Here is a 23,414-nt window from a genome sequence, read left to right on the forward strand (position 1 = left end):
CCGTACAATCTGGCATCGCAAGGAGGCGCGCACGCTTATCGGCGGAAGCCGATACTTCCATTACGCGATTTGCAGGCGACCGGTTCAAAGACATTCGAGGCAGCGATCATCACGGATCCCCTTTTCCACCGTTTTCGTGTGAGAGCTACGTCCGCCTGTTGCAGCGGTTCGCAGGCACGGTCCGCACTCGTTCGTCCGATTGTTCGTGAATTTGCGCGACATCGACACTAGGGCGTTGCCTAGTTGATCGACTTGCGGTCGGCAAAGTTCGGCGAGCTCGCCAACGCAAGCAACTGATTGCGATCATTGGTGGATCACGACACCGAGTCGAAAAGAAGGCGTTTCAATACCTCAGCGCCGTCGCCATTTCGAGAACTCATTTGGCACGGTTGCCTTGTCCGAGCGTCTCCGCAGGCGATCGGCGGTCGATTGAGGAGCCCTGTATACCCGAGTTGAGCGTCGAGCTCCCGCGGCATCGAGCCGGTAATTTCGACCGCTACCACCACTGGGTTCACGACCTGCCCGTGAACGAAGCTTCGTTTGGAAGAAGCCTGCGGTAGCTAGAACACCTCGACGAAGGGCCGTAGATCCAACTCCTGCGTCCAGGCGGACGGATGCTGCCCGTGGATGTGCCAGTAGGCATCAGCGATCGCGTCGATCTTCAGAAGGCCGTTTTCGCCCAACTCCGCCACGCGCGCGGGAGCCGACGTGCGAAGTCGCTCACCGTCGATGCCTCCGTCGATGACGACATGAGCCACGTGGATTCCCTGTGGGCCGAATTCGCGCGCGAGACTCTGGCTGACCATGCGCAGACCGGCTTTGGAGGCGGAGAAGTGCGCGAAGCCGCCTCGCCCCCGCAGGCTGGCCGAAGCGCCGGTGAATATCAGCGTTCCGCGCTTCAAGGGGAGAAGATTCGTGATCGCTTCCTTGCCGACCAGAAAACCTGCGAAGCACCCGCTCCGCCAGAAATCCTCGAACGTCGCCGCCGTAATCTTCAGAAATGGCATGCGCTTGTTGTTTCCGGCATTGAAGACGATTAGATCGGGCGCATCGAGGCTCGTCCTGGGAGCGAACGCTTTCGTGAACAATTGCGCCACCTCGCGCTCGCTCGACGCATCCGCCTTTATGGCCTCCGCGGCTCCCCCTTCGTCGACGATCGTGTCAACGACTCGCTCGATCTTCTCGGCGGATCGTCCGGCGACGAAGACATGGTATCCTTCGCGAGCAAAACGGCGACAGAGTGCCGCGCCCAAGCCCTGCTCCGATCCCACTCCGACGACGACTGCGGACTTCTTGGTCATGGTCCGTTACTCCCTATTCGTTCTGGTTGTTCGGACGCGTGAAGACGTCGACGACACACTTAAAGCATTCGAAAGCCAAGCCCGGTCATCTCGTCCTTGAGCTTGTCTCTCCCGCTCATCGCTTCCGGTCCGCGCATGCGTTCCAGCGCCTGGTCCGTCCAGCCAGACGGCTTCATTCCTTGTTCGACCTGAAACGAACGAGCGCGCGCGTCGTATTCCGCGAGGACGGCGTCCGGGATCGAATGCCTGTACTTCTCTCGATGGATCACGAGCTCGGACGGTAGCCGCGGTTTAATCGCGGTATTGACCTTGGGATCGGGATAACCGACGCACATCCCGAACGCGACCATGACGCTTGCCGGCAGGTCCAGCTCGCTTGCGGCGGCCATCGGACGATTGCGCATCCCGCCGATGTATGTCGTTCCTAATCCGAGCGACTCGAATGCGGATACCGCGTTCTGCGCCGCCAACGAAACGTCGATCAAGCCCGACAGGAACGTGTCCGTGTACTTAAGCGCGTCGGTCTCGCGCCCGTTTTCGTCGCCGATCCGTTCGATACGCGACAGGTCCACCAACCAGAGCAGAAAGAGCGGGCAATTGGCCACGTAGGCCTGCGAACCTGCAAGGTCGGCCAGCCGCGTTTTTTTGGTGGCGTCACGGACGGCGATGACGCTCCATGCCTGAAGGTTGGAGGATGTCGCGGCCGACTGCGCGACGGCCATCGCGCGTTCCAAAATCTCGTCGGACACCTGCTCGTCCGAAAACGCCCTGACCGAGCGATGGTTGAGAAGAGTCGCGATCACCGCGTTCCATGGACCGGTCACCGTCGTGGTTTCCGATCTGTACCGCTCTTGCAGCCGACGCGCGCCGAGCGTCGCGTCGAACAGATCGGCTGTTTGCTCGACGGCTTTGCGGTCGGCTTGTGCGGTCATCTTCCGGAATCTCCGAGAGCCTGCCGAGGCCGGAGCCGAAGCCGCCGTCCTATGGCACCGGCCACCAATAGGACGACGGAAGAGCTGTTGTCAACGTCGCTTTTGTTTTTGAAGTTACATTTAGTGGGCTGGTCCGTTCCGCTCGTTGAGCATAGGGAAGTCGCGTTGGTGCCAGACAGGGTATGGCGGAGCGACTTTGCTCGCCGCGTCGAGCTGGGCGAGCTGCTCGGCGGAAAGGGTCCAGCCTACCGCGCCGATGTTTTCGACGAGCTGCTTCTCGTCCCGCGCACCCACGATGACGTTGGCGACCGTCGGTTGCTGCAGCAGCCAATTTAAAGCGACTTGCGGAATGCTCCTGCCTATCGACTTGGCGACGGCATCCAGCGCGTCGACGATCCGGAACAGCCGCTCGTCGTCGAAATAAGGTCCGGTGCCAGCGATGTCGTGCGCGCGGGTGCCGGGCTGCGCGGCGACTCCACGCCTGATTTTGCCGGTCAATTTGCCCCAGCCGAGCGGGCTCCAGACCATGGCGCCGACGCCCTGGTCTCGCCCGAGCGGGAGCAGCTCCCACTCGTAGTCGCGGTTCAGGAGCGAGTAATAGGCTTGATGCACCACGTACCGCGGAAGGTTGAAGCGATCGGCGGCCGCAAGCGACTTCATCAGGTGCCAGCCGGAAAAATTGGAGCAGCCGACGTAGCGGATCTTGCCGGAACGAACGAGAGCGTCGAGCGCGCCAAGCGTCTCTTCAACGGGTGTATTGTAGTCCTGACCGTGGAGATGGAACACGTCGATGTAATCGGTCCGCAGACGCCTCAATGAGCCTTCGACCGCCGACACCAGATGTTGCCGTGAAGAGCCGTAGTCGTTCGGTCCGTCGCCGGATGGGAAGGTGGACTTCGTCGAAATGAGCAGTTCATTCCGCTTGCCCTTGATGGCCTGGCCGAGGATCTCTTCGGCAAGCCCGCCCGAATAGACGTCCGCGCTGTCGAACATCGACAGGCCGTGATCGAGACAGATGTCGATCAGTCGCGCCGCGCCGGACGCGTCCGTGGAACCCCACGCCTTGAAGAAGTCGTTGCCGCCACCGAAGGTGGCGGTACCTAGGCTGAGCGCCGGGACGCGCAGGCCGGAATGCCCAAGTCGACGATAGTCCATTGTGTAGCTCCTCGCTTGAATTCCGGCTGTGTACGAAACCGCCGAGCCAATGCCAGTTCAAATAGAGTTGAACAGACATCTATTTGTTCGCCCCATTGACCGGCTCGCCCCGGAAGAGTAATTGTTCTTAACTTCAAATAATGAAGTAACACGAATGGCGTGTCCTGGCATCGGCCGACCGACCTTCGACAACATCATGAAGAGGCAATGGTAATGGCAGGCACGATCTATACGGCCAACGATTCGGCGCTCGTTCTCGTCGACGTTCTCAACGATTTCCTGTCGCCTGACGGCAAGATCTATCCGGGCATCAAGGATCAGATGGCCCAGGTGAATCTCGTCCCCAATCTGACCCGGTTGATCGCGGGCGCCCGCAAGGCGGGACTGCAGATCGTGTACGCTCCCCATGGTCTTCACGAGCACAGTTTCGACGACGTGAAGCACGTTCCCGTCCGGATGCAGCGTGCCATGAAGGAACACATGTTCTGGATGGGTGAGCCCGGCTCCGATTTCTACGAACCGTTCCGTCCCCAGAAGGGAGACATCATCGCCGGCCGTCACCGCACGTTCAACGCCTTCATCGGGACGGATCTGGACGAACAGCTTAAGAAGCGCGGTATCGACAAGGTGATCCTCGCCGGCTTGACGTCGCAGACGTGCGTCGAGGGAACGGGCCGCCACGCCACCGAGGCGGGCTATCACTTGACATTCTTGACCGATGCTGTCGCGGAGTTCACGCCCGAGGCGCACCGCGCCGCGATCGACATCTCCTATCCGACCTTCGGCCACGAGGTGCTGACGATCGATCGATTCCTCGCGTCGATCCGCGAAACGGCTTCGGCATCCTGAGAGGACGGTTCGCGAGCCTATCGGACAGCGCAGCCGCCGCGGTGACCTGCCACGGCTGCGCTCGGACCGGATTTCCCGTCGACGTTTCGCTTCGGTCGGATCATCGGCGCAGACTGAGAACGCGAGCCAAGGAAGCCTCGACGTGAAGCTTCATGGTCGCGTGACTTGCCTCTACGTCCCGCCGCTCCAGCGCGTCCAAAAGCGCGGCGTGCTCGAAGATAGCTTCGAAAGTGACCAGGGCATGAAGGACCAGCCTGAAAATGTGCACGTGGGCATGGAGCTTCGCCAGCGTTTCGGCAACGTTTCGACCCCCGAACAAGGGTGAGTCAATCTCCGGCTTTGAAACTGACTCGAGCGGCGCGTCATTCTCCACATGGAGAATTCGAGCGGCCGCGAAACCAATGCGGACTTCATGGGAGCGGCTTCCGCCTTCCCATGCGTTTGCTAATCCGAGAAAGAATGGCAGCCCCGCGGAATGCTCTCAGGCGCGCCGGGCTTGGAGGTTTGCAGGACAGCAGCCGAAAGGCAACGCTTGGCTGTTCCGGCCGAAATACCTGCCCGGCCGTGGCTTTCCGCTATCGAAGGACCCGAATAGAGGAAGTGACGCCGTCCAGGTTTACACCGTGTGCCGCCCCTTCCCGCGCCACACCAAGCAGGCACTCAAGATCCGTAAGGTCGATTTTTCGAGTTGCTTCTGAAGCATGGGTCCCCCCGAGCCTAGGCAGACGTGAAGACAAGCAATCTAGTTGGCGGCTCTGGATGCCCCGGACGCATCAGAATAATGTTTGGCCCAGCAAAGCGTATTCACGAGCTGCATCTGCTCGATCGTATTGCAGGGTATTTCCAGAAGACGCGGGCTTGCGAAGACAACAGAAAGGCATCGCGCCCGGCTGATCGCCACATTGAGACGATTGCGGCTGTATAAAAACTCAATGTTCCGCGGCATATCCTCGCCGGACGAGGTGGTCATCGAAATCAATACGACGGCGGCTTCCTGTCCTTGAATTTTGTCGACTGTCCCAACACGAGCGCCGTTCGGTAAGACGTCGCGCAGATGGTTGACCTGCATGTTATAAGGCGTTACGACCAAAATATCGTCGACGCCGATCGTCTTCTTGGTGCCCTTCTGGTCGACCCACGTTCTGCCAAGCAATGTGTCGTAAGTCTTCTTGAGGCGATCGGCCTCCGGCGGGCACCGTTGCGCAAAACCGGCATGATCGACGGGAACGAAGCGTAGTCCGGTCGCAGCGAGCGCCTCATCCTTCGTATCCCCGACGTCGATCGTTTGCCGTTTGGCGGATGGGTCGGATACGAGACGGCCGTCGTAGACAGCATCTGAGATGAATTTGCAAATACCGGGATTCATCCGGAAGGTAGTTGCCAGGAAGATGCCCCTGTCGGGCGGAACGGTTGCCAAGCCGGCGAGCAAGTGATCGAGCCCGGAGATGCCAGAGCCGCCCGGATGGGCCCCCTGAATGGGTTGGGACAGTTGCATTTGATCTCCAACGAGAACGACATTTTTCGCGGCTACCCCCATCGCAATCACATTCGCAAGGCTCACTTGGCCTGCTTCATCGATGAAGAGGTAGTCGAGCGTCTGATCGAGATCAGGCCGCGCAAAGAGCCAAGCGGTCCCGGCAATGAGCTGATGATTGGCTTGGGCCGCCGCCGCGTCTTTGTTCTCCGCATTGGTAATCATCGTTCCCTGGAAATGCTGCTCCTCTTTGGTTGAACCCTTAATTCCGCTGAAGCGGATGCCCTTCTCTTTCGCGACGGCTTCAACGTCCTTCAGCAGATTATTGATGGCCTTATGCGAGTTGGAGGCAACGCCGACGCGCTTCTTCTCCGCCAAAAGGGCGACGATTGCGTGTGATGAGGTATAAGTTTTGCCGGCACCGGGTGGTCCTTGAATAAGCATGTAGCTTTGATCAAGGCGCTTTAGTGCGAGAACCGATCCGTCCAGAAGGTCTGCACCCGGAGCAATGACTGGCGCGCCTTGCGCCTGCTTCACGAGTCGGGGCGCCGACTTCTTCATGATGTCGGTCAACGCTCGGTAGCAGTTCAGATCGCCCGAGATGACGGCTTCGGCATAACGATGAACGGCCCCTCGTAAAACGAGGTCTCCAAGAGGGCCTTTGGGAATGAGCGACGCGCCATCGGCAAGGCGTGGACATTTCGGCCCAAGCTTCAAGGAGATGCGCCTTCCGTCTTCGTCCAGTTCGAAGACTTCGCCGGCCGGCTCGAGCGTCCCGGCCCGCAGGACCTCATCATCGACGCGCATCTTGAAGTCTTGGAGCGGAAACGTGAAGGAATAGACCATCGATCTCTTTTCCGGGCGCGGTGGACGCGCGGGATCTGGCCTAAGAACGCCGATGCACTCGGCGTCATCGATCAATTCCTCGTCGGTCATTTCCTGACGCGTGAACATCGCCCAAAATTTCGGCTTGGCCTCACGCCGGTGGAATTCGAGTAAATAGGCCAGCAGGGTCCGCCACGGCCGATCTTCAGGCGCGCATCCCGTTGTGAGTGCCTGAACGTGTGCGGCGGTGCGCTGCTCCGCCTCGATACGCTTTTGCTCGCGCGCGGGATCGGCCTTCTCCGGCGCGATCTCCGTGGGCCACGGCATAGTGGCAGGACGCAGCGTGACCAGCCAATCCCGGCACTTCGCGGTCGATTGGCAATCAAGCTTGTTGTAGGCCTCGATTTCGTCGAGCAGGGCTTTTTCGCCGAGGCGTCGGAAGCGCTCATAGATGATGATGCTGTCGCCCGCCGTGGTAACTGTTCCAGATCTCGCGCTATCAAGATAGAAGGCCTCGACGTTCTTTATCGAATAGCGCGGCTCCGAGATGCGCACGGCTTCGCGCAGAACCTTGTAGAGGTCGACGAGCTTGTGCCGGCGCAGCAAATTGTCGACCTCTAGTTCCCGGGTGCCGTGAAGCATCGCAAGGCGCTTCAAGGCCGACTCTTCATAACTGGCATAATGGTAGATGTGGGCGGCAGGATGAGACACGAGACGGGCGGTCATGAAATCGACGGTGTTCTCGAATGCCTTCTTTTCATCTTCGCGATTGTGCGCCCAGAAGGCCGTGAACCTCTGTTGGTCCGCATCGTAGTGGACCAAGCCAAAGAGGTATTCGAGCCCCATCTCGTAGAGGGGATCGCCTTCCATGTCGAAGAAGAGATCACCGGGATCCGGCTTGGGAAGCCGCTCAAAACCACGGCCCGGCGATGGCGGCAGCATCTCATGCTGATTCTTTCCCGTATCGCGGCGCTCCACCTGCAAGGTAGCCTGCGCGCGCAACCGCGACAAGGTATTGGCTTGCAGGTTCGGAATGCGCGCGGTCGCCGGCATCGCTGCGAGCTGCCGGACGGTGGCGATGCCCGCCGCCCGTAGCTTATCGATCTGGCTGCGATGGATGTTCGCAACGAGACTCAAATGGTCGTTCGCATCCCATTCGCTGGTGCACGGGTCGGACCACCGACAAAAGGTGCAATGACCACAGGGCTCTGCCATCGATGACGTTGGAGGCGTAGCAACGAACGTTTCGAACCGCCCTCGCGCCACGGCATAATAGTGACGCACGTCAGATGTGCGAAGTGAAGCTATTTTCCCGTCGCCAAGCACAACATGCAACTGCCGTGGTTCGATGCCCTGAGCGGCGCCAAGAAGATCGGCGTAAACGCAAAGCTGGACCACGTGTTTCGGCTTGGCAGTGCGCGCGAGTTTCGTGTCGGCGACATCATAGGCGTAGTCACCCAAATGCGACGCAGTTCCATTGACGCGCAGGAGGAAGTCCGAAAACCCGTGCCAGGGCGAACTATGGAGCGCGCCCTGATACACGACATCGGCGCCTGCCTGCATTGCCTTGTGCGTGGCCGCCACACGGTCGCCAAGCGATCCTTCGTTGGTTATCTCGGAAACGGTTCGCCCTTCTTTCCTCAGCCGGGCGAGATAGGCCTTTTCGTGTTCGATACCTTTCTCCTGAAGGAGCTTGGCCTGCTCGTCGTCTTCCGGGAGGGCCACTGGATGCGTAAGCTGCCGCAAGTCGTTGAACGTTGCATGCGTGCAGCCGAGATAATTTACGAGGTCGGTTGCGGAATAAATCCGCTTTCCTGCTTCCTGCCTCACGATTGCCCCCCGCTTTGCTATCTATTCGGCAGCGTCTCTGCCGGCGTCGGAGACTAACAAAGCTCCCCGCGAGATTTCTTCTCCGCCGGAAAAATCGTAGATGCTCTTTATCTTCTGCCCGTCCCAGACGAAGCGGTAGTGGGCGCCTTGCACAGCGCGCGGCAGCAAGGCCCCGTCGAACACGGCAAGGAAGCGATGTTCACCGAAGCCCGGCCGGCAGAACAGAACGCCCGGCGAGCCGCCGTCGTGAAGCTGGTGCCCGATCTTCCAACGCTCGGCCTTAGGGAGGTTGGGATCAAGCTTTGTAAGATCGTGAAAGCTTCCTGTAATGCGACGGCTGAAGACACGCATGTCGAGGCCCATGGCAGGTTCGCCCGTGCTGCCGAGAAACTCCTCGCGGCGCAGGAGGGCAAAGGCCAGAGCCGTGTTGATATCGCTGGCGAGTTCAAGGCACCCGAGCGTCGGCCCGAGAAAAAATGTCCCGCGCGGGTCCTTGTAGGCGAAGGGCGCGTGATTCCAGTTTTGGTATTGGCTGGCAGATTTTTCGCCTACCTTCGGTGCCCCGGGCAGCTGTTTGATCGCCGCTAGGCGAGGATTTGAGCGCTCCTCCAGAACCTTCGCGGCATTCTGTAATCGGTCGTCGCCCAGCCGCTCGTACACCTCGATGATCGGAAACCGCGAGGGGATGAGCTGGTAACAATCCTGATCGAACGAACGCTTGGAATACATCGCCATCAGCCTCCGCGCTGGGCATCCAGATAAACGCGGACCGCATAGATGTCGGTGAGCTTTCCATCAAGCATCACTTCGAGCGCGGTACGGCCGCCAAAATATTTGTTGGGCCGCTCGATCCACGTGTCGGCCGCATGCGGATCGGGAACGATTATCTGCAACGCTTTATAGATAGCGGTGAGGTGCGAGATGCGCTCCTCGGTATCGGTCGATAACAGGCCACCTTCCTTTTTCCATTTGTAAAACGTCGACCTCGCCGGGGCGCCGAGCAGAGTGATCTGCTGCTCGATCGATAGCTTCCAGGCGTCGGCAATCTTGAAAAAGACATCCAAGGCTCGGCTTGGGGGTGCGTTCGCGGATGTTTCGGCGGGTGTGGCGGCGGGCGGCATAAGGGCTCCATAAGTCCAAAATCGGACTTGACGTAGCATATTCGTTCGATTACAGATAGTCCAACAACGTACTAAATAATCAGATTTATCCGTTTTTGGACGAAAGCCGACCATTTGGTAGGGCAGGCCACAGCTAACAGGATCATATCATGGAACATGGCAACCACTCCGAGAATCCCACGCAAATTGAGGGGCAGCCTCCCGATTCAGCCCTTGAGGTCATCGAGGTCTTGGAAATCGACGTCGAAATCGAGATCGAGGACCGCGAAGAGGCGATGGGCTTTTCAGTCGTCGTCGACGAGCGATTCCACGAGACGGTTCGTGGCCGGATCGGCGTGGCCGAAGACATGCACCTCTTCGAACACGGCCACGACAAGCCACTTCCTTGCCCGCCGCATGGACGCAAGAGCATTCGCCTGGTGGGACACCGCTGCCCGGTCGTCACACTTCAGGTTCGCTACGAGCATCGCACCATCGAGCACCACTTCGCCCCGTCCGAGACGGTCTTCAAAGCCTTGCAGTGGGCCGTTGGCAAGAAGGGCTTTGGGCTTGATCCCGTTGCCGCGGCAAAAGCCAATCTGATCTTGCCGGGTGCTGAGGCGCCGCTTCCCCGCGAGGATGCGCTGGGCAAGTTCGTCAAGCACGGCCACTGCACGCTTGTAGTGGATCTCACGCTCAAGGATTTCAGCAATGGCTGACGTTCTTCCAGCCGCGCAACAGACACTGGAAGCGCATCTTCGGTCGGTGCGCTTCCTGGCTGGCGTCGATCAAGGGCGCTGGCAGATCGTGCGTTATGCCTTTCCCAAACTGGAAGTGAATATCACTGGCTCCGATCCGCCAACGGGGCAGAGCGTCACGCTGGGCTTTCAGCTCGTGTGTGATAATTTTCCGGCCACGGGTCCATTCGTCCAGCACTGGAACCATGCGGCGGGTAAACGACCTGATCCACTCACGGCGAGCGCCGACAGTGTCGTTGATGCGCTGAAACAGTGGACTGACCAGCAGCCAGGAACGTATGGCGGCATCTATCGCCCGTGGCAGCGTCTTGCCGCGCTGCATAATGGCTGGGCATCGAAGCGCCCGGACCTCGTGTGGCGCCGGGATCGGCATATCACTTTCATTATGGAGCGCTTGTATGAACTCGTTTCTGAACACGCTGCTTGGCTGGGTCGGGCTCGCGCCGCCTAGGATTATCTGCGCGCGGCGCGTCTGGGAGGCGGGTGTCGGTGAACTTGCGCGACGCACACTGAATGAGACCCGTGAAAGCGGCGCCTATCTTCTCGGCCGCACTTTCAAGAATGACACGCGCGAGATCCTTGAGTTCATTTTCTACGATGACGTTGATCCGAAGGCGTTGGCTACCGGCATCGTGACTATTCGCGAAACTGCGTTGCCGCGCCTTTGGGAAATCTGCCGGGCGCGGGGCTATGGCGTCGTCGCAGATGTGCACGTGCACCCGTCTGGCTATGGGCAAAGTGCCTCAGATCGCGCGGGACCGATTATGCCTCGCTCCGGCCACATCGCGTTCATCCTGCCGAATTTTGCCCGGGATAACCCCAAGCCCGGCGGGATAGGAATGTACGAATTCCTCGGCAACGGCCGGTGGGCTGATCACAGCGAGAGAAGCAGCCGCTTTCTGAGAGTCGGGTGGTTCTGATGGCGAACCACTGGAAACGCTCCCGCATCACCAAGGCTCTCACTGACGCTGCGCGCGCCAGTTCCTTTAAGGAGGCGGAAGCACGCCTCGATGCCGTCCAGATAGCGATCGTCGTTGGTGCCGATCAGGCCACGACCTGCGCCGGCCAGGCGGCTGTGTTGACGGCCATTGTCACCGCGCGCAAATGCTTTGGCCCCGTCACGCTCGTCAGCGAAATGGACATTCCGCTGATCGCAAAACTTCCCTTGGGTGCAACGCTTCACCGTGCAGCACGGCGGCTCGGCGCCAGGACTGTCCGAAAGCCGCTTGCAAGAACGACGCACAGAATCATCGTTGGGAACGTGGCCGCCGGCGATGGTTGGGCGATCCGCTGCTGGTGGGACCGGTGGCTCTCGGGAACGCGTGTACACTACGAGACGATCGGCGACTCCCGGCTGGCTCTTTCCGGCGTGTTTGCCGCCGCACTTGCGGTCCGTCAGGTCTTCGCAGGTGTACTTGCCGGCAAGGTCCTGCGCGCGAGGGATGCTACGATTTCGCTCTGGACGCCATGGATGGGCGCTGACCGCAAAGACCTCGGACCCGAATGCTTCGATGTACCTGACCAATTCTGGTTTCTTGGCCTCGGCCATCTCGGCCAAGGCTTCGTCTGGAACCTCTGCCTTCTTGGTTCAAAAGGCGGCCGGGCGGTGCTCCAGGACAATCAAACCATTGGCGAGGAAAACGAGGCAACCAGCCTCCTAGTAACGGAGGCCGATATCGGAGAAAAGAAAGCGCGGATCACTGCGACGTGGCTTGGCGCCGCTGGCTGGACAGCGGACGTTATTGAGCGGCGGCATCATGGTGATGTTCGGCTTACACCCGACGACCCACCGTATCTTTTAAGCGGCCTCGACCGGATTGAACCACGCCGCATCATGGCGAAGCATGGATTCGACTACATGATTGATGCCGGACTTGGGCATGGGCCACATGATTTCGAAGGCATTCAACTGCGCGTGGTCGCCAAGGGCGCATTGTCCAGCGATTTGTGGAGTGCGCCCGAGCATGCACCTGAAGAAGCGCTATCGGATCGGCAAGAAAATGCTGCTTACAAGGATCTTGAGAAACAGATTGGCCAGTGCGGGATCGTGAGCTTCGCTGAAGCAAGCACCTCCGTGCCGTTTGTGGGAGCTGCTACAGGAGCGCTGGTCATCGCTCAAGCCATTCGTCTTGCCTCCCTGGAGCCGACCGCCCGATTTCTTCAGATGCAGCTCGGTGCGCCCGAGATGGCATCTGTGGCAGACTTTGTCGCAAAGCCAAGCGTGAATGTTGGAAGCTGCACGCTTCAACTGTGAAAAGCGGCTTTGTTTGCGGATCACAAGCTTGTAAGACATGATCTCGCCGGATGCGCCGCGCTCGGCCAGCGTCTCCAGCAACGGATCCCAGACACGCGGCTTGCCAACCGGCCGTACGCCACGGCAAGGTCGAGTGCGGTCATATATCGGCAGTTGATATGACCTACGAGATAACCCGCGCTGAGGTTGAGCTTTTCTTCCATCTTGTGCATCGCGTCGTTCCTCCACCATCGAACGCTCGAAGGCAGTACGCTGCTATAAACCTCGGGCCATGACGGGGATCCCGGTGACCCTGTCGTCATTCTGTCTGGCCCAGAGAGATCTAGCCAAATTTTCCGGTAATTGCTCCGTTCCCGACTTGATGTTCGCGACAAACTCGGAGACGACGCGGGGATCGATGTTTCGCATTTCGGCGAGCCTCGCGAGGATCGGACGCAGCTCGCCTCCCTTGATCTTCGAGACCGAAATGCCGAGTTCGTGCACGCCGACTGGAGCCCGGCCATCGCGAGCGTTGCGCTGAAGACGGCCATCGCCTGGGATCCACGCCGGAGGAAAACGCCGAGCTCGGGCGCCGCGCTGCCGCTGCGCCTTTGATCTTCAATCGTGTTCCTAATGTCGTTGCGCAGACTGTCAAACCAGATCCCGTTTTGCGGAATTGAGCCGGCGCCGCACTTTCCCTTCCTGCGGTCGGCTCATCCTAATTCCCTATGGAATCTAGGGAATTGCTCTCGAAATAGGCGAGTGAGTTAGCTTATAGTCGCGCGCTACGAGTACAAGGGGGAGCGTCTCAGTGCACGATAGTCCGGCCGAAAAAGCCAGATGGCTCCGCGATCTGCTGCGCTTTCTGCCGCTTCGCAGTCAATTTGTCCTCTCGGGCAATACTCGGGACCTTCAGATGCACGAGGTCGTCCCGGGCGAGGTGACCGCTGCGCCGCTATCTAGGGTTCTACCGGACGTCTTGAAGGAGGCGGGCTATGCGCACATCGCATGCTTCGATCTTCTCAACGGATTTCGGGGCCTCGAGCCGAACGACGGAAGCTATCTGTCTCAATTGGGGCTGACACCGACCAACGGCACCGCGCCGGGCGGGATCGACCTCCTGTCAGCCGCTATCGAAAGGCATATCGGGGCAGATGGGCCGCCGTCGGCGCTCATCATCGACTTCGCCTCTAGGCTGATCGCGCGGAACGAAGCTCTGTCACCTCACGAACACCAGTTGTTCTCCCGGGCGCTAATTCTCTCTCATGCCGCCAGAGCTAGGCCGGCCGGCGACAAACGCCTTCCCTTCTTCAACACGGTCATCTGGATCGTCGACAAGGAGGGAGACCTGCCCGACTGGTTCCTGATCGGCAACCCCAAGATTCGCCACATCCCCATAGGTCGGCCGGATCATTCCGCGAGGAGAAGCATGATCCGATCTCTCGTCCGTGGCCTGCCGGGTGCGCAGAATGCAGAACAGCCGGAACTGGACAAGTCGATCCAGGGATTCGTCGATGAGACGGAGGGCCTTCTGCTGCTCGACCTGAGCGCGGTCGCGCAGCTCGCCCGCACCGAGGGAGTTCAGTTCGATCGAATCGGGGATGCCGTTCGACGGTTCAAGGTCGGCGTAACCGAAGATCCTTGGCGCAAGATCAACCGCGACAAGATCAGCTCGGGTGAACAGTTCGTAAGACGTCGCGTCAAGGGACAGGCGCACGCGGTTACGCACATGCTGGACATCGTCAAGCGCGCGGTGACCGGCATCGGGCAGTCGCCCAGAGGAGGTAGGCCGAGAGGCGTGGTCTTTCTGGCGGGACCGACCGGCGTCGGCAAGACGGAATTGGCGAAGACGATCACGAGCCTGCTCTTCGGCGACGAGAGCGCGTATATTCGGTTCGACATGTCGGAGTTCAGCGCCGAGCATTCGGACCAGCGGCTCATTGGCGCGCCGCCGGGCTATATCGGGTACGACGTCGGGGGCGAGCTCACGAACGCGATCCGCGAAAAACCGTTCAGCGTCGTTCTATTCGACGAAATCGAGAAAGCTCACCCGAGGATCCTCGACAAATTCCTTCAGATACTCGATGACGGCGTCCTCACCTCGGGTCGAGGCGATCGCGTCTATTTCTCCGAAGCTCTCATCGTCTTCACCTCGAATTTGGGTATCTATGTACCCGGCCCATCCGGCGAGCGGATCGCCAACGTCACTCCCGAGGAGACTTTCGAAGGGGTACGGAGAAAGGTCCGCGGCGAGATCGACAAGCACTTCAAACAGGTCCTCAATCGCCCGGAGATATTGAATCGGATCGGCGAGAACATCATCGTATTCGACTTCATTCGCCCAGATGTTGCGAACGAGATATTCGATCAGATGGTCGACAATCTGCTCGGGGACATCAACTCGCTCGGTTACGACGTTACGTTGACGGGAGCCGCTCGCGACGCCCTTCGCGGACTGTGCCTCGCCGATCTTTCGAACGGCGGGCGAGGCATCCGCAATCAAGTGGAAGCCAATCTCATCAACCCACTCTCGCGTAGCCTGTTTGACAGTGGCGTGGCTTCAGGACGCAAGTACAGGATCGAGGGGATTCGCCCAGGCGCATCGAGTGCCATCGACCTCGTCGGCGAGCAGTCCACATGACCGCCACGATCGACCTATCGCGCATCCATTTCCCGGTTACCACGTTGGGACCCGGTCGTAGAATCGGGATCTGGTTTCAAGGCTGCTCGATCCGTTGCCCTGGATGCATTTCCATGGACACATGGACTCATGGACGCGGAACGACTGAAATGGATCAGGTTCTAGATACCATTTCCCCCTGGCTCTCGACGGCAGACGGAATAACGATCTCGGGTGGAGAGCCATTCGATCAGCAAGACGGCTTGTTCGAGCTAGTTGCGCAGCTTAAGGCGCGAACGCCAGTGGACATACTCGTTTTCACTGGCTATCCGTGGACCACGATCTCCGAAGCGGTCGCCTCCTCGCCGTCGCGCATCGATGCGATCGTCACCGGACCCTTTCTGATCAATGAGGCGCAAACTCTGGCGCTTCGCGGCAGTGATAATCAGGAGCTGCACCTGATCACGGCCCTGGGCCGTGCACGCTTCAAGAGCTTCGACCGCCCGGCCGGCGAGCGAGACCGCTCCTTCGACGTCATGTTCGACGAAAACGGAGACGTTTGGCTTGCGGGTATCCCGGCTCGCGGTGATTTCCGACGCCTGCGGACCATTCTCGAAGGCGACGGATCGACGCTTCGCATCTCGGAAGATACGCGTTTCCAATCTCGTTAGAACAAGGCTGATGATTAGACTTTGCCCCAACTGCACTACCGAGCGACCGGTTACCGAGATCTTCTGCGAAGGCACGTTCAACGGCCATACCTGTGGCTGGGACCTGTCGGCAGTCGATATCACTGCGCCCGGAGTTGCCAGACCGACACGCCCCGAGCCTCCAGCGCCCGGCGTCTCTACGTGCCGGAACGGTCATCAAGGCTCTCCCGGCGACTTCGTCTGCAGCGTGTGCGGCGAGCCGATGGTCGAACCGGATGCCGCCCCCTCACCCGACGCCCCCGAACCGGGACCGGAGCAGCCGCAAGAGCCCGAGACCGAAACGATCGTGGACGGTTGGCGTCTCGAGGACCGGATCGCCTCACCGAGCATCGTGCGCGAGCGCTTCGTCGTCGCGCGCGAGTCCGATGGGCAGCGCGGCATACTGACGCTCTACGCACCCGGCTCGGAGCCGGATCAGGCGATCTATGATTTGCTCGCGAAGCTTCCTCGGGATCATGTCCCAGAGTTATTCGCCACCGGGCGTTGGCAGGACCGTGCTTACGATGTCGCCGAGGAGTTCAGCGGCGGTACATTGGCGGATTTCACCGTCGATCCGAACGAGCAGGCAGCAATCGACAAGTTGGTGGACGAGCTCGCGCAGGCGGTTCATGCTCTCGCCGAGGCCGGATTGCGCCATAGGGATCTGCGTCCGTCGGTCATCTTCGTGCGGACGAGAGAGCCGCTGGACCTCGTGGTCGGGGGCTTCGGATCCGCAAGGCTTTCCGAATTCGACCTGGACATCGCGTCCCCCCTCGAAACCACCCGTTACATGGCTCCCGAAGCGATAGCGGGCGGCGTCGCCGCCGCTTCCGACTGGTGGAGCATTGGAATGATCTTGCTGGAAAAGATCACGCAAGGAGCGTGTTTCGAGGGCATCAACGAACAGGCTTTCCTGATCCACGTCCTTACGAACGGCGTGCACCTGCCCGCCGATCTGGACGGTCGGACAAATACGTTGTTCCGCGGACTCCTGGCTCGCGACAGGCGCCAGCGGTGGCAATTCAAGGAAGTCCAGGCCTGGTTGCGCGGAGAGGCAGTTTCCGCGCCCGCAGCCGAAAGCGCCGGCGAGACCGAGGGCGGCACGTCGATCACGCTGGGTGCAAAGCAATATCGTTCCGCAAACATGTTTGCATTGGCGGCCGCCGAAGCAGCGAATTGGGATGAAGCCAAGGCTCTGGTCCTCAGAGGTGCCGTCGCGAGCTGGGCTTCGGAGGCCGGCTTCGAGGCCGCGGTATCGGCTGGCCTTCGCCAGATCCTGAGAATGGAGAACCTTCAAGACGACTTGAAGCTCTCCATCGCTCTCAAAACACTCAATCCATCGATGCCTTTGATCGTCAGGGGCAACATCGTCACGCCGGGTTGGCTGCTCGATCATCCGGCCGACGGTTACAGCCTGATCACTGGGCCCGCCCCCGATCTGCTGCGCAAGATCGATCCGGAAGATGGGTTATGGCGTCTAAAAGTGAGGTCAGAGACCGTTCGGAAGCGTCTTGACCAACTGGAAATCTCGGTCGACGAGGACGCTCTGCGCGTGCACCTTCTGTCGACGTCGATGGCACGCGTTGCCGCTCTATGGGAGGAGCGGCGGAAGCTTTTCCCCGACACCGACCACGCCGGCGTGGCCGCACTCACCGAACGTCGTCTTTCGGCCGAAGAGGACCTTCTCATCCTGCTCAGCGCGACTTCGAACCAATTCAGGTCCGTCGCCGAGATCATCGAAGAAGCGAAGAAGGAGGCGACGACCGCCGGACTCGGCCAGTTTTCGGTCGAGAGAGCTACCGATCTCCTCGCCCGACCACGTCGCGAGATCTATCAGGCAATCGACGAGCGCATTCACAACTTCGCAAGATGCGGCCTGAAGGAGGCCGACGAATGGGCGGATCAGTTTCGTCTGGACAGACGCATGCCGCTTGGGCGCGCGCTCGCCCTTCTCTCTGTGCCTTCAGAATCCTGGAAACCGCTCCCGAAGCAAGGATATGTCTCTACGATCCTGGATTTCTTCGCCAAGCGAATTTCTGGAGGCGTGATACGAGGCCCGCTGACGCGGATGCTGATAGGCAAGTCGGCCGCCAGGGTCGACCTCACTGAGCTCGGCACTGCCAGAGTACCCGCGACCGAGATTCTCGACCAACTCCTCGGTCGTACGAACCGCGTCGTGAACATCGACCCCGCCGCCTTCGGCACCGAAGAGGGCGTCGAACGGCGGTTGCGATCGCTTCATTCCCGCGCCTTGCTCTACAAGCGCGATACCGGGATCGACGGCCTATACATGGGCTTTCCCTTCCTGATCATGCGCGACAGCCGCCCCAATGCGAAGCCGAGGATCGCGCCCGTGCTGCTATGGCCGGTTCGCGTCAATCCGGAGGTAGGCAATCGCGGTCACATCACGCTTGGATATGGAAGAGAGAAGAATCCCGACACGGAGACCGAACACGTCGTCATCAATCCGGCCCTCGAAGGAATGATAGGCGTTCAAGAAGCCAAACGATGGCAGGAAGCGGCGAACGAGCTACTCACCCGCGCCAGCCTATCCGTTCAAGCGGCCATGGATACCTTCAGCCATCTGGCCCGACCGGCCGGAAATGAGCTGACGCGACTTCCAGGCAAGGACGTCAAGATCGGTTCGCAAGAACGCCAACTCGTGCCTGCGGCCGTGCTCTTCCATCTCGAGTTCATGGGCCAAGCCGTGATGAAAGACCTCGAGACGCTCCGCGGGGTGCCCCCGACTTCGACGGCTCTCGAGGCCGCACTGCGGTTGAATGAACAGAATACGGCGCCGGCCTCATCGCCCAAAGTCGCGGAAGTCGACCGTTATTTCACCGCGGATAGCGATCCTTCACAAGAGGCCGCGGTCCTAGATGCTCGTCAAGCTCCGGGGCTGGTCATTGCCGGACCGCCCGGGACAGGCAAAAGCCAGACGATCGTCAACATGGTGGCGGACGCCATCGGCACCGGAAAATCGCTTCTCGTCGTATGTCAGAAGCAGGCTGCACTCGACGTCGTGCGGAAGCGGCTCGAGAAGGAACGCCTGGGCGATCGCTTCGTCATGATCACAGACGAACATCGTGATCGCGGGTCCATCATCAACGCCGTCCGTTCGCAGGCGCAAGCGTTGCACAGCCTACCGCCCGGAGGAACGCCAGCATGGAAGCTCAGCCGCGAGCGATTGGCGGCACGCATCGAGACGCTCGAGGCAGAGCTCGATCGTCGCCTAACCGCACTGCATTCGCAGGACGATCGGACGGGACTATCGTACCGGGCGCTTCTGGGCGAACTGTTGGAAATCGAAGAAGGTCATCCAAAGCCTGTCGATGCTCCCGAACTTCGCCCGCATCTGTCCGGTCTACATCCTACGGACGTCGCAACGCTCGAAGAGAATTGCGGCCCGCTCGCGAAGTTCTGGTTACCGGCGAAATTCGAGGGCAATCCCCTTTTCTCCCTCAAACCGTTCAACCCCGATCGTGGGACCACAGCCGCGGTCACCCAGCATCTTCAAGTATTGGTCGAGACCGAAGCCAAACGCGAGCAGACCGACGCTGAGACGGCCGACTGCCTGAAACTGGAAGATCCGACGGCCTTTCAGTCTTGGCTCGCCGAAGCGGACGACCTGCGTTCCATAAGTGACACGGTTTGGGCGAATCTCGCTCGATTGCGCCCGCTGTTTCGAGATGATGGCGGGGGAGTTTCGCAAGCCGTCCGCATGCTGGATGAATTGGGGCAAATCGACGAACAGCTCACCTCGCTCGATGGTCCTTCTTACAAGCCGAAATTTTCGTCCAAACTCACCTCCTTAAGCGAGGAGGACCTGCGATCCGTCGCGGAACTCACTGACCGCACTCGCCCGCCGACGGGCGGTCTACAGTTGATAAACCCTCTGTATTGGCTCCGGAGGCGCCGAGCACTCCAGATGCTGTCGTCCATGCGGCTTCCGCAGAGCGCGGATGCCATCGGCTCCCTATACCATGCAGCCAAGCTCGAACTGGTTTTGCGTGAACCCAGACGAGAACTGCACCAACACTTCATCGCCCTTTTCGGCAAAGTCCCCAACCTGGATCTCTCACCCGGCAAGCTCGCCGACTTCGCCAAGAGCCTGCGCTCGTTTCTCGATGGCCTAAGCGGGCATAACTCGATCGTCGATCGATGTCCCAGCAGATCGGAGCTCGATACGGCTATCGCCACCGGAGACACCGAGGAATTGCGTCTGTTCTTCGAACGTGGCGGCCAAGCCCTGGTCAGACACGGAGCACGAGAATAGAGCCGCGTCGCGCTGGACCGGCTCAAAACTTACTTTGATGAATTGTGGCTCGGATCAAGATACTCCGCGGTCGAGAACGGACGCTCCAATGCGGGAGCCGTTGCCCTAATCGTCCAGGCGTTGCCGATGCTCACCTACTACCAGGAGTTCCGCCTTCGATCCGCGCGCCTAGCCGACAAGGAACGCGCAATCTTCGCCGTGCTCAGATCGATGGAAGCCGAATTGTCGAAGCTTCCTTCCAACGAGCTGGACGCCTGCGTCCGTGCCACCATCGGACGCGAGGCCCGCCTGGAATGGAAGGCTTCCATGGAAGCTGCCAACCCCGACGTCCTGTTCGGCGGCGAGGAAGTCGAGGCAAAGGTGAAATCGCTTGCCGAAGCGGATGCCCAGATCCGGAACTTCAATCGAGAACTGCTCGTTCAGGGAATCGACCGAAGCAAGGTGCGAGCAACCGCCGAATGGGATCCGATAACCAGGCTTACCGGTCCGAGAGCGCTGCGTTTGCGGGAGTTCATCGATCGTGCGGCTCCGCTCGGCCTCTTCGCACTCCGCCCTGTCTGGCTCATGACACCCGACGTCGCCAGCCGCGTTCTACAACCCAAAGCCGGGCTCTTCGATACCGTCATCTTCGACGAGGCTTCGCAGATGCCTGTCGAATACGCCTTGCCTTCGCTGTTTCGAAGCCGGCTCGTCGTCGTCAGCGGCGACGAGAAGCAGATGCCACCGACATCCTTTTTTGCGAGCAGGGTCGAGAACGACGAAGCAGCTATATTCGATGGCGAAGAGCCAGAAGAAGGAGCGACCGACGAAGAACGCGACGCCTTCGCCGAGACGTGGAATCGACGAGAAATCAAGGATTGTCCCGATCTGCTCCAACTGGCCCGCACCGTACTTCGGACGTGTACCCTACAAGTGCATTATCGCTCTAAGTATCGCGAGCTGATCGGCTTCTCGAACGCCTCGTTCTACGCCAATTCGCTCAGCGTTCCCGTCCGTCACCCCGAGGAGACGATCCGCAAAATCAAGCCTATCGAAGTGATCCGTTCAGACGGCATGTACAAGAGCCAGACGAACCAAAAGGAGGCGAACGACGTCGTACAGTACCTTTCCGAACTTTGGGAAGATCCATCGCCGCCTTCGGTCGGGGTCGTCACATTCAATCGTAAGCAAGCCGACGCCATAGAAGATGCCCTTGAGGACCGCGCCGAAAGCGATGCGGCGTTCCGTGAAGCGTTGATGCGCGAGCGCGAACGAACGGAGCAAGGCGAGGATATGAGCTTTTTCGTCAAGAACGTCGAAAACGTACAGGGCGACGAACGGGACATCATCGTCTTTTCAACCACCTTCGGCCGCAACGAGCATGGGGCTTTCCGCAAGAGTTTCGGTGCGCTCGGTCATGCCGGCGGCGAACGCCGCTTGAACGTCGCAGTGACGCGCGCGCGAGAAAAGGTCGTCATCGTCACCTCGATGCCGATATCCGAGATATCGGATTTGTTGACGAGGCGGAGCGGCCCCAGAATACCGCGCGACTACCTGCAGGGTTACCTCGAGTACGCGAGAACGGTGTCGGAGGGCCTCGGAGAGTCCGGCAGAACACTTTTGGACCGTATAGTCACGGAGCAACGACCTCTCCACGAGGCGGATCATCAAGAGGACGACGGCTTCACGAAGTCGGTCAAAGCCTTTCTCAAAGCGAATGGCTGGGAGCATACTAAGGCCCGTGACGGCGGAGCATTCGGCCTCGATTTCGCGGTGACCGATCCCCGAACGGGTCTATATGCGATCGGCATCGAATGTGACGCGCCAAGGCATCAATTGTTGGAGAAAGCGCGCGCTCGCGAGATATGGCGCCCGAAGGTATTGAGCCGCGCCATTCCCTATGTCCACAGAGTTTCGTCGTATGCCTGGACGCATGCCGGAGACGCCGAGCGTCTGCGGCTAAAGAATGCCATAGAAGGCGCTCTTCGTGAGGGAGGACTCCAATGAGCGGACCCAAAGCATTCAGGATCGTTACTCGCGCCGAAATCATCGCGATCTGTCGTCGGGACCTAGCCCGGCTCGATGCCGCGGTAGATAGTTGGACGCTCTCGGGAACCCGAAATGGGACGATCGCGCAAAATGACATCGAGAAGGTCGCCAGCCGCCGCGAAGAGCTTCGCCGTTTGCTCGCTGCCGACCGTTTCGTCGAATTGCAGAAGCAGGTCGCCTCCGAGATCGCTTTTCTCCAGACGGATTCCGAACGCCGGATTCAAAAGGCGACCGAAGCAGCGGCACGTGCGAACCGCGATCTGAGGCGATCCAAGCTCGCGGCCGAAGCGCTGCTTCAAAGGCTGCAGGTTCTTAAAATCGAAATTCCTGCCGATGTCCGCGCAGAGCTTGGAGGTTCGTCGGCATCCTCCGATCGCCTGGAAGCGGCCATGGCCAAAGCGCTATTGCTGTTTCCATCGCCTGAAACACATGGATCAGTGACCGACCGACAACGCGAGCTTGCAGCCAAGCTCGGAGCCGGCGAACGCCGAGACACGCTGCAAGAGTGGATCTCGCGACAGCCGCAGCTGACGGAGGATCCATGCCTGGCTCAAGTCGATAGCTTTCTTGGAGAATTGCGCGGCCTAGGAATCGATTCCGGCGCATTTGCGGCTCGCGTCGTAGCCTTGGAAACAGAGCTTCCTTCGCGACGATCGCTCGTGGCAGACAGCTTGCTGTTGGATCTTGCGAACGCGGTGAAAGTTGGGAGAGCCAATCTGCGGCTCGATAACGAGCTGCGCGCGCGACTTGCGGAACTTTCAGCAATCAGATCCCCCGAAGCTTCATCGCTTCTGGCTGAGGTCGGCGCTGCTCTACGATTGCCGCAGAAGAGCAATGCGGAGGAGCTCATCAAGCGAGCCGACAAGGTTATCGAAGAGGAGCTCAAGACGATGGCCGCGGCGGAGCGCCGGCGCGTCGTGCTCGAAGGGCTCGCCAGCCTTGGCTACGAGGTATCCGAGGGAATGGCGACCGCTTGGGTTGACAAGGGTCAGGTCGTTCTGCGCAAAGCGGCCAATCCTGGCTATGGCGTGGAGCTTTCGGGAGGGGCGGATCTCCTCCAAGTTCGGGCTGTCGGCATCGGCGGCTCGGCCGAGGCTCGTGACACTAGCCGTGACAGCGATATGGAAGACATTTGGTGCGGAGAGTTCGACCGGTTGAAAAAGCTAGTTGCGAAAGCTGGTGGAAGTGTTGCGATCGAATCCGCGCGGCCGGTCGGTCAATTCCCTCTGAAAGTAGTGCATGATCCGAATGCAAGGCACGAAATCGAGGGCATCGGTCGATCGCATAGATCGCTACCAAATTAGAGACCGGTGGGCGCGAATATTTGTGCACTGTCACTTAGCG

The 23,414-nt window shown here is 59.8% G+C and carries 17 protein-coding genes; 11 read left to right on the forward strand and 6 right to left on the reverse strand.

Annotated features, from left to right (window positions below; translation table 11 throughout):
- Positions 1–560: 560 nt before the first annotated feature.
- The 3 genes from AC0L20_RS18915 to AC0L20_RS18925 all read right to left on the reverse strand — a co-directional run bounded on the left by AC0L20_RS18915 (position 561) and on the right by AC0L20_RS18925 (position 3,388).
- Positions 561–1,301 (reverse strand): SDR family NAD(P)-dependent oxidoreductase, encoded by a 741-nt coding sequence (locus tag AC0L20_RS18915; protein ID WP_473290653.1) that lies wholly within the window; start codon positions 1,299–1,301, stop codon positions 561–563.
- Between the two features lie 59 nt (positions 1,302–1,360).
- Positions 1,361–2,233 carry an NADPH-dependent oxidoreductase gene (locus AC0L20_RS18920; RefSeq protein WP_473290655.1) on the reverse strand — a complete coding sequence of 291 codons (873 nt, stop codon included), beginning with the start codon at positions 2,231–2,233 and terminating at the stop codon, positions 1,361–1,363.
- A 120-nt stretch (positions 2,234–2,353) separates the two neighbouring features.
- Positions 2,354–3,388, reverse strand: coding sequence for an aldo/keto reductase (locus AC0L20_RS18925; protein ID WP_473290658.1), 1,035 nt, complete (start codon positions 3,386–3,388; stop codon positions 2,354–2,356).
- Between the two features lie 213 nt (positions 3,389–3,601).
- Between AC0L20_RS18925 and AC0L20_RS18930 the strand changes: the two genes are divergently transcribed.
- Positions 3,602–4,237 carry a cysteine hydrolase family protein gene (locus tag AC0L20_RS18930; RefSeq protein ID WP_473290660.1) on the forward strand — a complete coding sequence of 212 codons (636 nt, stop codon included), beginning with the start codon at positions 3,602–3,604 and terminating at the stop codon, positions 4,235–4,237.
- Positions 4,238–4,379: 142 nt separating this feature from the next.
- Complete coding sequence (locus AC0L20_RS18935; RefSeq protein WP_473290662.1) at positions 4,380–4,562, forward strand: hypothetical protein; 183 nt, start codon at positions 4,380–4,382, stop codon at positions 4,560–4,562.
- 417 nt (positions 4,563–4,979) lie between these two features.
- Here the strand turns inward: AC0L20_RS18935 and AC0L20_RS18940 are convergent, their stop codons facing one another.
- From AC0L20_RS18940 to AC0L20_RS18950, 3 genes are read right to left on the reverse strand one after another with little or no spacing between them, the layout of a single operon-like run.
- Entirely contained in the window at positions 4,980–8,366 is a 3,387-nt protein-coding gene (locus AC0L20_RS18940) for a TM0106 family RecB-like putative nuclease (RefSeq protein ID WP_473290664.1), read from the reverse strand.
- A 21-nt stretch (positions 8,367–8,387) separates the two neighbouring features.
- Positions 8,388–9,101 (reverse strand): RES family NAD+ phosphorylase, encoded by a 714-nt coding sequence (locus tag AC0L20_RS18945; protein ID WP_473290666.1) that lies wholly within the window; start codon positions 9,099–9,101, stop codon positions 8,388–8,390.
- A complete protein-coding gene (locus AC0L20_RS18950; RefSeq protein ID WP_473290668.1) occupies positions 9,101–9,487 on the reverse strand; it encodes an antitoxin Xre/MbcA/ParS toxin-binding domain-containing protein in 387 nt (128 codons plus the stop codon). The genes AC0L20_RS18945 and AC0L20_RS18950 overlap by 1 nt, the downstream gene beginning before the upstream one ends.
- A 149-nt stretch (positions 9,488–9,636) precedes the next feature.
- On the opposite strand from AC0L20_RS18950, the gene AC0L20_RS18955 reads away from it, so the two are divergent.
- The 9 genes from AC0L20_RS18955 to AC0L20_RS18995 all read left to right on the forward strand — a co-directional run bounded on the left by AC0L20_RS18955 (position 9,637) and on the right by AC0L20_RS18995 (position 23,374).
- Positions 9,637–10,185, forward strand: a complete 549-nt coding sequence (locus tag AC0L20_RS18955) for a hypothetical protein (RefSeq protein WP_473290670.1) — start codon at positions 9,637–9,639, stop codon at positions 10,183–10,185.
- Complete coding sequence (locus AC0L20_RS18960) at positions 10,178–10,675, forward strand: DUF7665 family protein (RefSeq protein WP_473290672.1); 498 nt, start codon at positions 10,178–10,180, stop codon at positions 10,673–10,675. The genes AC0L20_RS18955 and AC0L20_RS18960 overlap by 8 nt, the downstream gene beginning before the upstream one ends.
- On the forward strand, positions 10,623–11,144 hold the full coding sequence (locus AC0L20_RS18965) for a hypothetical protein (protein ID WP_473290674.1): 522 nt from the start codon (positions 10,623–10,625) through the stop codon (positions 11,142–11,144). Before AC0L20_RS18960 ends, AC0L20_RS18965 begins: the two co-directional genes overlap by 53 nt.
- Positions 11,144–12,478 carry a hypothetical protein gene (locus AC0L20_RS18970; RefSeq protein ID WP_473290676.1) on the forward strand — a complete coding sequence of 445 codons (1,335 nt, stop codon included), beginning with the start codon at positions 11,144–11,146 and terminating at the stop codon, positions 12,476–12,478. Before AC0L20_RS18965 ends, AC0L20_RS18970 begins: the two co-directional genes overlap by 1 nt.
- A 790-nt stretch (positions 12,479–13,268) precedes the next feature.
- Complete coding sequence (locus AC0L20_RS18975; protein WP_473290678.1) at positions 13,269–15,098, forward strand: AAA family ATPase; 1,830 nt, start codon at positions 13,269–13,271, stop codon at positions 15,096–15,098.
- Positions 15,095–15,748, forward strand: coding sequence for a 4Fe-4S single cluster domain-containing protein (locus AC0L20_RS18980; protein WP_473290680.1), 654 nt, complete (start codon positions 15,095–15,097; stop codon positions 15,746–15,748). Before AC0L20_RS18975 ends, AC0L20_RS18980 begins: the two co-directional genes overlap by 4 nt.
- A 241-nt stretch (positions 15,749–15,989) precedes the next feature.
- Positions 15,990–20,042 (forward strand): protein kinase domain-containing protein, encoded by a 4,053-nt coding sequence (locus AC0L20_RS18985; protein ID WP_473290682.1) that lies wholly within the window; start codon positions 15,990–15,992, stop codon positions 20,040–20,042.
- A gap of 126 nt (positions 20,043–20,168) precedes the next feature.
- Positions 20,169–22,028 (forward strand): AAA domain-containing protein, encoded by a 1,860-nt coding sequence (locus AC0L20_RS18990; protein ID WP_473290684.1) that lies wholly within the window; start codon positions 20,169–20,171, stop codon positions 22,026–22,028.
- Entirely contained in the window at positions 22,025–23,374 is a 1,350-nt protein-coding gene (locus AC0L20_RS18995) for a hypothetical protein (protein WP_473290686.1), read from the forward strand. The genes AC0L20_RS18990 and AC0L20_RS18995 overlap by 4 nt, the downstream gene beginning before the upstream one ends.
- The last annotated feature ends 40 nt before the right edge of the window (positions 23,375–23,414 follow it).

It is taken from the genome of Bradyrhizobium sp. Kon58, from assembly GCF_055807455.1.